Here is a 13,488-nt window from a genome sequence, read left to right as displayed (position 1 = left end):
CAACCTCAAGCACTCAGCTTGAGCCCCACCAGTCCACACAGAATCAAGCCCACACTGGCCAGGCGGAACAGCGCCGTGGACTCACCGAACAGAATGATCCCGGCGATCACGGTGCCTATCGCACCGACACCGGTCCATATCGCGTAGGCAGTGCCCAGCGGCAGTTCTTTCATGGCCAGACCGAGCAGGCCCAAACTGACCAACATGGCCGCGACGGTGAGGGCTGTAGGCAAAGGGCGGGTGAAGCCTTCGGTGTATTTCAGGCCGACGGCCCAACCGACTTCGAACAGACCGGCGAAAAACAGAATGATCCAAGACATGATGACCTCCTATAAAGGGGTCGTCCCCGAATCGTTTTTCCTGATGGACCAGTCAGGTCGTCCTGGCTGTGCGCAGTATTTTGCACATAAACGATTCGGGGGCAAGTCAGGTATCGATAAAGTGGCTAGTCGGTAACGGACCGAGTGGCGAGTTCTCGGTCCGCTTTTTCACTCATGCGCCGGAAATACGTAGAAAGCAAGGCGCCGGAAATGTTGTGCCAGACGCTGAACAGCGCGCTGGGCACGGCGGCCAGCGGCGAGAAATGGGCGCTGGCCAATGCAGCGCCCAGCCCGGAGTTTTGCATGCCGACTTCCAGTGCCAGGGATTTGCGCTGCGCCAGCGGCAGCTTGAACAGCTTGCCGGTGAAATAGCCGAGCACAAAGCCGAAGCTGTTGTGCAACATCACCACCGCCATGATCAACAGGCCTGACTCAGCGATTTTCGCCTGGCTGGCGGCAACCACCGCTGCGACGATCAATACGATGCTGACCACGGATACCAGCGGCAAGACGTCCACCGCCGCTTTGACTCGATGGCCGAGCACGCGTTGTGCGACAACGCCAAGCACGATTGGCAACAAGACCAACTGCAGAATCGACCAGAACATGTCCATGAAAGACACCGGCAACCAGGCCGAGGCCAGCAACCAGATCAACGCGGGTGTCAGCAGCGGGGCGAGGAGGGTGGTCACTGCGGCGATAGCGACCGACAACGCCAGGTCGCCACGGGCCAGCCAGGTCATGACGTTGGAGGAGGTGCCGCTCGGGCAGCAACCCACCAGAATCACGCCCACAGCGATCTCCGCGGGCAGATGAAACGCCTGGCACAGCAGCCAGGCGACGCCGGGCATGATCACGAAATGCGCGACCACCCCTAAGGCCACACGCCATGGATGGCGAGCGACTTCAGAAAAATCATCGAGCTTGAGCGTCAGGCCCATGCCGAACATGACCAGGCCCAGGAGCGGCACGATGGCGCTTTTTAAACCGATAAACCATTCGGGCAGCGCAAACGCCAACACTGCAAACAGCAGCACCCAATAGGCGAAGGTATTCCCGACAAAGCGACTCAACGCAGCCAGCGCACGCATGGCTTGTTCCTTTTTTTATTAGAGGGGAAATGCGCTACCGCAACGGGTAGCGCATGACAGCTGATGGCTTAGATGCCCTGTGGCAGTTCTTCGCCGCCCAACGCTTCAAACAGCTCAGGCAGGAATTCGCCGAAGGTCAGCATCATCAAGGTGAAGCTGGCGTCCAGTTGGCCAAGGGCTTCCTCGCCACCGTCCTGTTCGGCCTGATCTTGCAGCAGGTCTTCGAATTTCAGGCGTTTGACCACCATCTTGTCGTCCAGCACGAAGGACAGCTTGTCCTGCCAGGCCAACGACAGCTGGGTGACCACCTTGCCGGTGCTCAAGTGCAGCTGGATTTCATCGCTGGTCAAATCCTGACGCTTGCAGCGCACGATGCCGCCATCTTCATGGGTATCACGCAGTTCACACTCGTCGAGGACGAAGAAGTGGTCAGCCGCTTTCTGGGACTTGACCCATTCGGTCATGGTTGCACTTGGCGCGACTTTCACCGTCAGTGGGCGTACCGGCAGCGAACCGATCACTTCACGCAGGGTGGAGAGCAGGTCTTCGGCGCGTTTCGGGCTGGAGGCGTTAACCAGAATCAGACCCTGTTTCGGCGCGATGGCAGCAAAGGTCGCCGAGCGACGAATAAAGGCGCGGGGCAGAAAGGCCTGGATGATTTCATCCTTGATCTGATCACGCTCCTTCTTATAGACCTTGCGCATTTGTTCGGCTTCGATCTCTTCGATCTTTTCCTTTAATGCATCACGCACCACGCTGCCAGGCAGAATGCGTTCTTCCTTGCGTGCGGCAATCAGCAGGAAGTCCTGACTGACGTGAACCAGAGGAGCGTCCTCACCTTTACCGAACGGTGCGACGAAACCGTAAGTGGTCAACTCCTGGCTGGCACAAGGGCGAGCCTGTTTGGTCGCCAATGCGGTTTCCAGCGCCTCGGCATCAAAAGGCAGATCTTGGGTCAGGCGATAGATAAGCAGGTTTTTGAACCACATGGGGTGAATCTCTCCTTTGTACAAAGTGGGGGCATTATTCGCTCCTCGGCCTCTGCGGCCAACCCTGTGCTAAGCCTTTGGCAGGATTATAAAAATTATTTAAAAAAGTGCTTGCCAGAGATAGGGTCGCTATATAGAATGCGCGCCACACCGAGAGTGAAGGGTGATTAGCTCAGCTGGGAGAGCAGCTGCCTTACAAGCAGCGGGTCGGCGGTTCGATCCCGTCATCACCCACCAATCCTTCTCAGTGTTACGCGCAGCGGTAGTTCAGTCGGTTAGAATACCGGCCTGTCACGCCGGGGGTCGCGGGTTCGAGTCCCGTCCGCTGCGCCATATTAAGCTTCAAGGCCCTTGAACTCCTTGAAGCAACAAAAAGCGACCTTAGGGTCGCTTTTTGTTGCTTTCTAAATACCCAAAACTAATCGCTGAAGCTTGGGGTTGTGCTCCCGATTATCATCGGGAGCCAGCAATCAGGGGTGTCCCTGTGCCCGCGTCGACAAAGTCTACCTCCGCTCCAGGCCGGTAGACTTCCGAAATCCATCGGCGGGCTAATTGCGTTGATCGTTCACTCCTTTGGTGAGTCCGATGTCGCGGTCGTTTTCGATCACGGCAGGGGTGCGTCTGCGGCAGATGTTCCCGGGACAAAAGCAACGCTGCCGGATTCGCGGACATGGAACAGTCGGGCGCCGTTATTCGGCTTAGTGGTAATTACCTGATGGTCGGCGGCCAGGTAGCCAAGAGGCAGCTGATGAATATCGTGATACTGGGTGATGATGATCGTGTGCTGCGGGTCCCATGTCTCGCCGCTTTTCTTCTCTAGCCATGCCATGAATGCGGCGCTGTTACCGTCGCGCGGAAAATCCTCGCTTTCCGGAACATAGTAAAAAGGTGCGCCTTTATTTTGCAGGTACATCGGCAGTTTATTGTCGACCTCGACCAGCACCATGCGCCACTGACTCCAGGGCGCACTTTTGCTGGCTTGCGCCTTTATGTCTGCGGTGAACTGCATGACGCCGCCACCACCGTTGGTCCAGGGGTAGATAATGCCCAGCACCAGCAAGAGTGTCACCGCCGCAGCTGCGATGCCCTTCGTCCAGCCTGGACCGCTGATTTTGCCAGCCGCCCGTCGTTCGGCCATGTGTCGGGTCACCCACCAGGCTGACAGCAGCTGTGCGAATGGCACCAGAGGTAATACGTAGTAGCTGCGCCGACTGCCGCTGGCAGTGAAGAACACAAACAGCAAGCCCAGGCCCCAGATCAGCCAGCGGGTGTTTGGTTCGATCTGCTTCCAGTTGCGCAGAGCCAGCCACAGGCCAAGTATCCAGCACGGCGCCCAAGGCAGGGTATAGATCGGCAGGTAGAGCAGGTAGGTATAGATCGGGCCGATATTATCGAACGGGTGGAAAAACCGTACTACGTTCTCCCTGAAGACCAGGCCCAGGCCGCTCTCGGCGTAGCTGGGCGTGCCATACAGGTGCGACAGCATGAATGGCACCATATAGAGCGCGCCTGCGATCACTAGCGCCAGGCAAAAGCGCCAGTTGAGATGACGCTTCCAGCGCCCCTCGCTGAGCACGTGCGGCAACAGCATAAGCCCTGGCAGGATGAAACCAATCAGGCCTTTGAGCAGGGACGTGAGCGCCAGCAATACAAAGAACACTATGTAGCGACTCAGGCGAGTGTCATCCGGGCCGCGCCAATACCACCAGACGGCCGCGAGCACGCCGCACACGGTAAGAACATCGGCCGTGGCTACCCGTGCCCAGAAGATGAAAAAGAACGTCGTCGCCAGCAGCCAGCCGGCGATCAGTCCGGTGCCTTTGCGGAAGAGGCGTTCACCAATGAGATAGACCAACCAGATACTTAGCCAGGCGCTAATCACTGACGTCAGTCGTAATGACCAGTGGTTCAGGCCGCCCATCAAACTTGCCGTGGCGGTGATCAGCCAATAAGAGGGCAGTGGTTTGTCGTAATAGGGTGCGCCTTTGAGGTAGGGGTCGAAATAGTTGCCTGTTTGTATCATCTGTAAGGCGATGTTAGCCCAGCGGGTTTCAGCGCCCCAGAGTTCCCTTGCTCCGAGCCCCAGCAACAGAATCAGTGCCGATACAGCGAGCAACAGTGTCAATGCTCCCCTGTCGCTTCTCCAAAACTTCATTCTTATAATTTCCATAACGCGACCGAGTGCCCCCTGGAATTTCGGGCCTTGTCGTACGGCACGACAAGGCGCGTCAATGTTATAGGGTGGTTTGTCAAATTGGTGTCGGGATGGCGAAAAAAAAGCATAATTCGGCCAACTTTTATGGCTGATGGGCGGTTGGTGCTCGTGTGGATGTTATTTCCGTGAATCTCGTGGTCAGGGGCTCGCTGAGAGTGCGGTCTGTTCTCAGATCGACGTTTTCCTTTACCGTGTGTTCACTCTTTTTTCACGGCGGCAGATCTAACCTCTCAGAGATTATTGAGCTGAAGCGTTTGCGGATGAGTGCGCAATGTTGTTATCGATGTGCTCGTAACGCTGCGCGGTAGAACTCAATGGCCGCGTGCTGTTTAAGTTTCCTGATGAGGCCGGTGTCTGGACGTGTCCGGTCTTTGTTTGGGGGGTATTGATAGTCTGTTTGCAATTTACTTATTAAGGTGGCTCGCAACATGGAAGCATTGAATCTTTCACTTTTTTTAATGATCAATGCTGGTGCGGATCCTGCCCCCGGGATGCTGTGGGTTGCCATTATCGTCGCGCAGTGGCTGATTTATGGTGTTCCCTTGTTACTGGCAGGATTTTGGCTCTGGGGAGGCCCGCAACGCCGAGCGGCGGTATTGGTTGCCACGCTGAGTTTGCTGGTTGCCCTGAGTTGCAATCAGTTGATTGCCGCCGTCTGGATGCACCCTCGGCCATTTATGATTCAGTTGGGGCATACGTTCATGGGCCATGACGCCGAATCTTCCTTCCCCAGCGACCATGCGGTGGTGTTTTTCTCGGTGGGGCTGGCACTTATCTGGAGCGCCTTGCGCAATGTCGGTACTTTACTTGTGTTGATCGGTGTTGTTGTGGGGGGCTCCCGTGTTTACCTGGGCGTGCATTTTCCATTCGACATCATTGGCGCCTTTCTTGTGGCCATCGTCAGTAGTTGGGTTGTCATCACAGGGCTAAGCGTTGGTCAGGTCAAACAGCAACTGCTGCTGGGGTTGGAAGGACTGTATCGGCGCCTGTTCGCTTTTGCGATCAATAAAGGATGGGTTCAGGCTTGATCAGTGGCTGATGTTTATGCCTGAACAGTTGTTTCTACGTTGAGGCGTTGCAAGGTTGGAGAGGGTTCGGCAGCCAATGATGGGGCTTCGCTATGTTCGTCTATGTGTTGTAAAAACGTTTTGAATAACCCTCCCTTGAACAGAAGGTTATTCATCAATAAGAGTCAACTTTTTCAGGGTTAGATAGCTGAATACTTGATCAACGATGCCAGAGCTTTTGTACAAGGGCTCTGGCATCTGGATCAATCAATCAGAGAGGATTGCTGGAATCCCATTTTTGTTGCGGGATTGGCAGGTTGCATGACTCGCCTCGGCCCATCGGGAAGTACGTAAAGCCTTTTTGAGCCATGCGTTCGGCGTCATACAGGTTGCGGCCGTCGAAAATCACCGGTGCTTTCAGGCGCTTGTGAATTTCATCGAAGTCGGGCGCCTTGAATAGCTGCCACTCAGTGCAGATGACCAGCGCATCCGCGCCACTGAGTGCTGATTCCAGCGTGCCCATGAGGGCAAGGCCCGGATGGTCACCATAGAGCAGTTGGGTTTGCTGCATGGCTTCCGGGTCATAGGCGCGCACATTTGCTCCAGCAGCCCACAAGGCTTCCAGCAGGACACGACTGGGGGCGTCGCGCATGTCGTCGGTGTTGGGCTTGAAAGCCAGGCCCCACAAGGCGAAGGTCTTGCCTTTGAGGTCTCCTTTGTAGAAGGCGTTGAGCCGATCGAACAGTTTGTGCTTCTGTCGCTCGTTGATCGCTTCGACTGCCTGCAACAGATCGTTGGAGCAGTTAGCCTGGTCGGCACTGTGGATCAGGGCGCGCATGTCCTTAGGGAAGCACGAACCACCATAACCGCAGCCCGCATAGATGAAGTCGTAACCAATGCGCGAGTCGGCGCCGATGCCTAGACGTACCGATTCAATATCGGCGCCGAGGTGCTCGGCCAGTTCGGCGATCTGGTTGATAAAGCTGATCTTGGTCGCCAGCATGCAGTTGGCGGCGTACTTGGTCAGCTCGGCACTGCGCAGGTCCATGAACATGATGCGGTCGTGGTTGCGGTTGAACGGCGCATACAGGTCGCGCATGACCTCACGCACTTCTTCACGTTCGCAACCGATCACGATGCGGTCCGGTTTACGGCAGTCGGTAACCGCAGAGCCTTCTTTAAGGAATTCAGGGTTGGAGACGATATCGAACTCCAGCGGGCGTCCCGCCAGGGCTTTTTCGATATGAGCACGCAACGCGTCGCCGGTGCCGACGGGTACCGTGGATTTTTCGACGATGATCAGGGGGGTGACCCGATGCCTGACGATCGCATCGCCGACAGAAAAAACGTAACTGAGGTCTGCCGAGCCATCGTCGCCGGAGGGTGTCCCGACAGCAATGAACAAGACTTCGCCATGTTCGACCGCGAGCTTTTCGTCGCTGGTGAAATGCAGGCGCTTGCTCTCAAGGTTATCCCGAACAAGATTGGCCAGCCCAGGCTCGAAGATGTTTACCTGGCCTTGGGAAAGCTGCTTGACCTTGTTCTCATCGATGTCCATACAGATGACATCATGACCGACCTCGGCGAGCACCGTCGCTTGCACGAGACCGACATAACCACTACCGAATACACTGATTTTCATGCGCAGTTCCTAAGGTTTGTTGCCGCGTGTGCGTCGTAATTTAATAGTCATCACGCGCGGAATGACCAAGGTCATTCCGCGCGTCTTTAATACTGGGAAATGGTCATTGAAGGCGTTAGAACGGGCTTCCGGCAATGGATACAGTCATGGTGTCGTTTGGGCAAAGATAAAAATCACGATGTTGCCCTGTTCATAACGCTTCCCATCTTTGGGCAGTAGATCGACTTCATGCCTTTCGCCGTCATCTTTGACCCGCATAACCACGCCGACCGAGCCTTTCTGACGAGCCTGGGTCATCCATTGCTGGACAGTACTTAATGTCACGGCGCGGCCCTTGGCGTCAGGGTAGGTGAAACCATATTGGGTCTCACCGACGGTGTTGTACAACGTTATGTCCGGGCGTGCGGTATGCCAAGCCAAGGCAGAGGCTGCCCCCAGCTCATTGCTCAAGAGCGAGCGGGTCTCGCGAAGTGCCTGGGCATGCTCGGAGATGAATACGTCAGGTGTCTTGTTGTAGATAATTGTGTTGGGCAGTGCTGCAGGCAGCAAGGCGACCAGCGCCAGCATCCCGACTGCGGGCGCCAGAAAAAGGGTCGATGGTCTGGCGACTTGCAGGGCGTTGGCGATGCTCCATATCCCCAGTGCAATGAGCACAAAAGTCAGATGAAGCGGCTCATTGTCATAGATGGGCTGCTTGAATTGCAGGTAAGTCACCGTTAGTAGCGTAATCAGGCCAAGGGCCAGGTTCAGCAGCCCGTTAGCGCGGATTATCCCCGTTCTGGCTTGCTCAAGCCAGCCGGTCAGCGTGTGGCCGATCAGCAGTGCTAAGGGCAGCAGGCACGGCATGATGTAGGTGGGTAGCTTTCCTCGGCTCAGGCTGAAAAAAGCCAGTGGCAACACCAGCCAGAGCAACAGAAATGCGATTTTTGGCTGGCTTTTTGTCTGCCATGCATGCTTGAAAGTCCCGGGCAGCGCCAGTGCCCAAGGCAGGCTGGAGACTATCAGTAACGGTAAGTAGAACCACCAGGGTTGAGCGTGTTGCGCATCGTCTCCGGCAAATCGGCGGATGTGTTCGTGCCAGAAAAAGAATGACCAGAAGTCGGGTTCGCGCATGTGTACGGTCAGCACCCAGGGCAGCGAGACCAGTACGGCGACCAGCACGGCTAACAAGCCATAGCGCATCATTTCAGTGAGTCGACGCTGCCATATCATGTACGGCAGGGCGATCAGTACGGGTAGCAGGAAGGCCAGGAAGCCCTTGGTCATGAAGCCCATGCCGCAGGCCAGTCCGAGTACCGCCCAGGCGGCCAGTTTTACCCGCTGTGCGGTACTGTCGATGGCATACCACAAGGCCACCAGGCTGAGGTTGACCCATAGTGTGAACTGCGGATCAAGGTTGGCGTAGCCGGCCTGTCCGACGATCAGGCCAAAGCTCATGTATATCGTGGCGCAGGTGAAGCTCTTGCGCGGGGTATTCCACAGGCGACGAGCCATCAGGTAAGTCAGCAGGGTACTCAGCCCCAGGCTCAGGGCCGAGGCGATGCGCACGCCGAACAGGTTTTCTCCAAACACCGCTTGGCCGATGGCGATCATCCAATAGCCGGCGGCGGGCTTCTCAAAGTAGCGCAGGCCCATGAAGTGTGGCGCCGCCCAGTTGCCGCTCAGGAGCATTTCCTGGCTGGCTTGTGCATAGCGGGTTTCGTCTGGAATCCAGAGGCCGTGAAAGGGCAATGGCAGCAGATAAAACAGGCCAAAGGCGAGTAACAGAAGAGGTATGCCCCAGCGTTTAATCATGACCGTTGAGCTCCCTGCCAGTGGCTCCTGGTTTGAAAGAGCCTGGTTTGCTGATGTGCCACAGTCAGCAATTGACGGAAATAGTCGCCCATGAGAAATCCTTGTACTTAGGGATGTAGGCTGAAGACGTTCAGCGCTGGACTGAATGAGTCGAAGTTCCAGCACTGATAGTCCAACCCGTCACTAAAGGGCATGAGGCGCCATAAATGGCGCCTCATGCTTTCCTGCTTGATGTTGAAGAGTAACCTCAGCGTTTATCCGCGATTTCGAGCATTGCTTCACGCAGGAAGAAGTCGAGGGTCTTGCCGATGGTTTCGCTCAGTTCGATGGTTGGGGTCCAGTCGATCAGGCGGCGAGCGTTATCGATGCTTGGCTTGCGGTGGGTCACGTCCTGATAGCCGGTGCCATAGAACGACTGGCTTTCGACGTCACGGAAACCGGCGAAAGGAGGGAAGTTCGAGCGCAGTGGGTGAGCTTCGAACTGACGCAGCAGTTCTTCGCCCAGCTGGCGGATGCTGGCTTCGTTGTCCGGGTTGCCGATGTTGATGATCTGGCCGTTGCACTTGTCATCGCGGTTTTCGATGATGCGTGCCAGGGCTTCGATGCCGTCAGCCACATCGGTGAAGCAGCGTTTTTGTGCGCCGCCGTCGACCAGACGAATCGGGGTGCCTTCCACCAGGTGCAGGATCAGTTGGGTGATGGCACGCGAGCTGCCGATTCGCGCCGAGTCCAGACGGTCCAGGCGTGGGCCCATCCAGTTGAACGGACGGAACAGGGTGAAGCGCAGGCCTTTCTGACCATAAGCCCAGATTACCCGGTCGAGCAATTGCTTGGAGACCGAGTAGATCCAGCGCTGCTTGTTGATCGGGCCGACGATGAGGTTCGAGGTGTCTTCGTCGAAATTCGGGTCGGTACACATCCCGTACACTTCGGAGGTCGACGGGAAGATCACGCGCTTGTTGTATTTCACGCAGTAACGCACGGTCTTCAGGTTTTCTTCGAAGTCGAGTTCGAACACGCGCAGCGGGTTGCGGGTGTATTCGATCGGGGTGGCGATGGCCACCAGCGGCAGCACGACATCACATTTTTTGATGTGATATTCGATCCACTCGGAGTGGATGCTGATGTCGCCTTCGACGAAGTGGAAGTTCGGGTGGCTGCGCAGGCGGTCGATGGCGTCGGAACCGATGTCCATGCCATAGATTTCGTAGCGGTCGTCTTGCAGCAGGCGCTCGGACAGGTGGTTACCGATAAAGCCGTTGACGCCGAGGATCAGAACACGGGTGCGACGCACGGCACGTGCCGACTCGCTGCCGACCATGCGCGAGCCTTCGACCAGACCCAGTTCGCGGGCCAGTTGCGGGCCGCTGAGGTAGAGCCCGGCGTCGCCACGCTGACCGGCGGTGATCACCAGGGAGTCTTCGCCACAGGCGATGCGCAGGGGATCGGAACTGATCACTCGGCCTGGGGCGATGCCTTCATTGCCGGCAACGACGTCGGCGCTCCAGACGATCAGTTTGTGTTCGCCAACCGGGCAGAAAGCACCAGGGTAAGGCTGGGTCACGGCGCGCACCAGGTTGAACAGCTGTTCGGCCGGGCGCTTCCAGTCCAGCAGGCCATCGGCCGGGGTGCGGCGTCCGAAGTAGGACGCTTGGGTGTCGTCCTGGGCGGTTTCAGTCAACTTGCCCTGGGCCAGCAGCGGCAATGCGTCGCGCAACAAGTTGGCAGCGGCGTTGCGCAACTTGGTGTGCAGGGTCAGGGCGGTGTCGGCACGTTCGATGGCCACACGCTGTTGAGCCAGGATAGCGCCGGCATCGGCGCGCTTGACCATGCGGTGCAGGGTCACGCCGGTTTCGGTTTCGCCATTCACCAGGACCCAGTTGGCTGGGGCGCGGCCGCGATAATGCGGGAGCAGGGAGCCGTGCAGGTTGAAGGCGCCTTTGCTCGCGCAGGCCAGCAATTGCTCGCCCAGCAGGTGGCGGTAATAAAAGGAGAACAGGTAGTCGACGTTGAGTTTGCTGATCCGCTCAATCCACAGAGGATGGTTGGCATCTTCCGGGGCGTGCACCGGAATGCCTTTGCGTGCACACAATTGCGCGACGGAACCGTAGAAGGTGTTTTCCTTCGGGTCGTCGGCATGGGTAAACACGGCAGCGATTTCATAGCCTGCGTTGAGCAAGGCTTCGATGCCAGCACAACCAATATCGTGATAGGCAAAGACGACAGCTTTAGGATTCATAACGTGACCTGAGTGGAAGATGAAGACGGGTGTGAGCTGTTAGCATTTACAGCGGACGTCGCGGACGGGCTGCGCAGCACTTTTTCGATGAAAAAACGCGGGCGGGCCCGGACATCGCTGTACATGCGGCCCAGGTATTCGCCCAACAGTCCCATGCCGATGAACTGGCCGCCGGTGAACACGAACAGCACAGCAAACAAAACAAAGGTGCCGTGGCCAGCCCAGGTGGCGCCGAAAATCAGGCGCAAACCGATGAGCAACACGGCGAACAGCACGCCGAGAAAGGCCATGCTGAAGCCGAGGATGCTCAGCAGGCGCAAGGGCGTGGTGGTCATGCAGGTGATCAAGTCGAACATCAGGTTGATCAGGCGCATCGGGCTGTATTTCGAATCACCATGTTCGCGCTCGGCGTGCGGGACGAGCACCTCGGTGGTGTGGCGGGCGAAGCTGTTGGCCAGAATCGGGATGAACGTACTGCGCTCGCGGCAGGCCAGCATGGCGTCGACGATCGTGCGTCGATACGCCCGCAGCATGCAGCCATAGTCGCTCATGGCCACGCCGGTGGAGCGTTGCACGGCCAGATTGATCAAGCGCGACGGCCAACGACGCCAGGCTGAATCCTGACGGTTGTTGCGCACGGTGCCCACCACGTCGTAGCCGAGCTCGGCCTGGGCAACCAGGCGCGGAATTTCTTCCGGCGGGTTTTGCAGGTCGGCGTCCAGAGTGATGACGACATCGCCTTTGCATTGCTCGAAGCCGGCCATGATGGCCGCGTGCTGGCCATAGTTGCGATTGAGGATCACCGCGACAATGGAGCTGCCTTCACGCTCCGAGGCGTCCTGAAGGATTTGCGCAGAGTTGTCGCGGCTGCCGTCGTCGACCAAAACGATTTCGAATTCATGGTGCAACTGTGCACAGGCCGCTTCGGTGCGGCGCAACAACTCAGGCAGGCTCTGCTCTTCGTTGTAGACCGGGATGACGATCGAAACGCACTGAATCGGATAAGGTTTCACAGGCTTCGTTCCAGAGTGGTTTCAATAGCACACGCAACGCGCTCGACGTCGTCGAGGGTCATGTCGGGAAACAGCGGGATCGAGCACAGGCGTGCCGAGTTCCATTCGGTGTTGGGCAACTGGACCGACGGGAACTGCTTGCGGTAATAGGTGTGCAGGTGGGTGGCGATAAAATGAATGCCGGTGCCAATGTTCTGCTCCTGCAAGCCTTTCATGAACGCCTCGCGGTCCAGGCCACAGCGCTCGGCATCGATGCGCAGAATGAACAGGTGCCAGGCGTGCTGCTGCGGATAGCTTGGCAGCAGAAGCGGCTGGACCGGCAAGTCTGCCAGGCGCTTGAGGTAGGCTTGGGCCAGGACCTCGCGTTTGGCATTGATCTCGTCGAGGCGCTTGAGCTGCACCAGGGCAATGGCGGCGTTCATGTCGGCCAGGTTGTACTTGAACCCTGGCTCAATGACCATCGCCTGCGGTTTGCGGCCATGGGTCATGCGGTCGTAGGCGTCCACGCCGAGCCCGTGAAACTTGAGCATGCGGACCCGGTTGGCGAGGTTCTCGTCATCGCTGACGAACATCGCGCCTTCGGCGCAGGTCATGTTTTTGATCGCGTGGAACGAGAAAATGGCAGTGCCTTGCGCGCCGACCGCACGTCCCCGGTAAAGAGTGCCCGCTGCGTGAGCGGCATCTTCGATCACCATGATGCCGTGACGCTCGGCCAGTGCGTAGAGGGGGTCCAGATCAAAGGCGGCCCCGGCGTAATGCACCGGGATGATGGCTTTGGTACGCGGGGTGATGGCGGCTTCGATGGCGGCGAGGTCAGTCATCAGGGTGTCGCGGTCGACGTCGACGAAAACCGGGGTCGCGCCGAGCAGGCAGATCATGTTGGCGGTGGACACCCAGGTTTGCGACGGGGTAATCACCTCATCGCCAGGGCCAATGCCCAGGGCGAGCAACGTGACATGCATCGCGCCGGTGGCGGACGAGAGCGCGACGGCGTGACGACAGCCCACGCGTTCGGCAAATTGCTGTTCAAGCTCCTGGTTTTTCGGGCCTGTGGTAATCCAGCCGGAGCGTAAAACCTGCTCGACGGCGGCAATTTCTTCGTCACCGATACTCGGGCGGGAAAAGGGCAGGAAACTTTGATTCATAGGATCCTCTAGCGCAGGAAAGCATTGCGGCTT

At 57.6% G+C, this 13,488-nt stretch carries 10 protein-coding genes and 2 tRNA genes; 3 read left to right on the top strand and 9 right to left on the bottom strand.

The genetic code is table 11. The annotated features are described in order from the left end of the window. Positions 1-5 precede the first annotated feature (5 nt). The 3 genes from sugE to rdgC form a co-directional block, all read right to left on the bottom strand. Complete coding sequence (sugE, locus tag RHM55_RS06980) at positions 6-320, bottom strand: quaternary ammonium compound efflux SMR transporter SugE (RefSeq protein ID WP_322180521.1); 315 nt, start codon at positions 318-320, stop codon at positions 6-8. A 125-nt stretch (positions 321-445) separates the two neighbouring features. Then, positions 446-1,411 carry a bile acid:sodium symporter family protein gene (locus RHM55_RS06975; RefSeq protein ID WP_322180519.1) on the bottom strand — a complete coding sequence of 322 codons (966 nt, stop codon included), beginning with the start codon at positions 1,409-1,411 and terminating at the stop codon, positions 446-448. Between the two features lie 68 nt (positions 1,412-1,479). Further along, positions 1,480-2,400 (bottom strand): recombination-associated protein RdgC, encoded by a 921-nt coding sequence (rdgC, locus tag RHM55_RS06970; RefSeq protein WP_219061542.1) that lies wholly within the window; start codon positions 2,398-2,400, stop codon positions 1,480-1,482. Positions 2,401-2,561: 161 nt separating this feature from the next. Here rdgC and RHM55_RS06965 point away from each other — a divergent pair. Both RHM55_RS06965 and RHM55_RS06960 read left to right on the top strand, forming a co-directional pair. Next, a tRNA-Val gene (locus tag RHM55_RS06965) sits at positions 2,562-2,637 on the top strand. A gap of 19 nt (positions 2,638-2,656) precedes the next feature. After that, positions 2,657-2,733, top strand: a tRNA-Asp gene (locus tag RHM55_RS06960). A gap of 271 nt (positions 2,734-3,004) precedes the next feature. Here the strand turns inward: RHM55_RS06960 and RHM55_RS06955 are convergent. Continuing rightward, positions 3,005-4,555 carry an ArnT family glycosyltransferase gene (locus RHM55_RS06955; protein WP_322180517.1) on the bottom strand — a complete coding sequence of 517 codons (1,551 nt, stop codon included), beginning with the start codon at positions 4,553-4,555 and terminating at the stop codon, positions 3,005-3,007. A 488-nt stretch (positions 4,556-5,043) separates the two neighbouring features. Between RHM55_RS06955 and RHM55_RS06950 the strand changes: the two genes are divergently transcribed. Next, complete coding sequence (locus tag RHM55_RS06950) at positions 5,044-5,643, top strand: phosphatase PAP2 family protein (protein ID WP_322180515.1); 600 nt, start codon at positions 5,044-5,046, stop codon at positions 5,641-5,643. Between the two features lie 250 nt (positions 5,644-5,893). On the opposite strand, the gene RHM55_RS06945 is transcribed toward RHM55_RS06950, so the two are convergent. The 5 genes from RHM55_RS06945 to arnB all read right to left on the bottom strand — a co-directional run bounded on the left by RHM55_RS06945 (position 5,894) and on the right by arnB (position 13,455). Further along, on the bottom strand, positions 5,894-7,264 hold the full coding sequence (locus RHM55_RS06945; RefSeq protein ID WP_322180513.1) for a UDP-glucose/GDP-mannose dehydrogenase family protein: 1,371 nt from the start codon (positions 7,262-7,264) through the stop codon (positions 5,894-5,896). A 144-nt stretch (positions 7,265-7,408) separates the two neighbouring features. Further along, positions 7,409-9,058, bottom strand: coding sequence for a lipid IV(A) 4-amino-4-deoxy-L-arabinosyltransferase (gene arnT, locus RHM55_RS06940; RefSeq protein WP_322180511.1), 1,650 nt, complete (start codon positions 9,056-9,058; stop codon positions 7,409-7,411). Positions 9,059-9,305: 247 nt separating this feature from the next. Further along, positions 9,306-11,297 (bottom strand): bifunctional UDP-4-amino-4-deoxy-L-arabinose formyltransferase/UDP-glucuronic acid oxidase ArnA, encoded by a 1,992-nt coding sequence (arnA, locus tag RHM55_RS06935; RefSeq protein WP_322178222.1) that lies wholly within the window; start codon positions 11,295-11,297, stop codon positions 9,306-9,308. Continuing rightward, positions 11,294-12,310, bottom strand: a complete 1,017-nt coding sequence (gene arnC, locus RHM55_RS06930; RefSeq protein WP_322178223.1) for an undecaprenyl-phosphate 4-deoxy-4-formamido-L-arabinose transferase — start codon at positions 12,308-12,310, stop codon at positions 11,294-11,296. The genes arnA and arnC overlap by 4 nt, the downstream gene beginning before the upstream one ends. Further along, positions 12,307-13,455, bottom strand: a complete 1,149-nt coding sequence (gene arnB, locus RHM55_RS06925) for a UDP-4-amino-4-deoxy-L-arabinose aminotransferase (protein WP_322180509.1) — start codon at positions 13,453-13,455, stop codon at positions 12,307-12,309. Before arnB ends, arnC begins: the two co-directional genes overlap by 4 nt. Between the last annotated feature and the right edge of the window lie 33 nt (positions 13,456-13,488).

This window comes from Pseudomonas sp. MH9.2, assembly GCF_034353875.1.
In the GTDB taxonomy this organism is placed as follows: domain Bacteria; phylum Pseudomonadota; class Gammaproteobacteria; order Pseudomonadales; family Pseudomonadaceae; genus Aquipseudomonas.
The sequence above is the reverse complement of the archived record's forward strand: the minus strand, read 5'-3'. Positions and strand labels throughout refer to the sequence as shown.

Bases quoted from the DNA above. Each gene is read 5' to 3' on its own strand.
- arnT (WP_322180511.1), bottom strand. From the start codon at position 9,058: ATGATTAAACGCTGGGGCATACCTCTTCTGTTACTCGCCTTTGGCCTG.
- RHM55_RS06975 (WP_322180519.1), bottom strand. From the start codon at position 1,411: ATGCGTGCGCTGGCTGCGTTGAGTCGCTTTGTCGGGAATACCTTCGCC.
- arnA (WP_322178222.1), bottom strand. From the start codon at position 11,297: ATGAATCCTAAAGCTGTCGTCTTTGCCTATCACGATATTGGTTGTGCT.
- RHM55_RS06945 (WP_322180513.1), bottom strand. From the start codon at position 7,264: ATGAAAATCAGTGTATTCGGTAGTGGTTATGTCGGTCTCGTGCAAGCG.
- arnB (WP_322180509.1), bottom strand. From the start codon at position 13,455: ATGAATCAAAGTTTCCTGCCCTTTTCCCGCCCGAGTATCGGTGACGAA.
- RHM55_RS06955 (WP_322180517.1), bottom strand. From the start codon at position 4,555: ATGAAGTTTTGGAGAAGCGACAGGGGAGCATTGACACTGTTGCTCGCT.
- RHM55_RS06950 (WP_322180515.1), top strand. From the start codon at position 5,044: ATGGAAGCATTGAATCTTTCACTTTTTTTAATGATCAATGCTGGTGCG.
- sugE (WP_322180521.1), bottom strand. From the start codon at position 320: ATGTCTTGGATCATTCTGTTTTTCGCCGGTCTGTTCGAAGTCGGTTGG.
- rdgC (WP_219061542.1), bottom strand. From the start codon at position 2,400: ATGTGGTTCAAAAACCTGCTTATCTATCGCCTGACCCAAGATCTGCCT.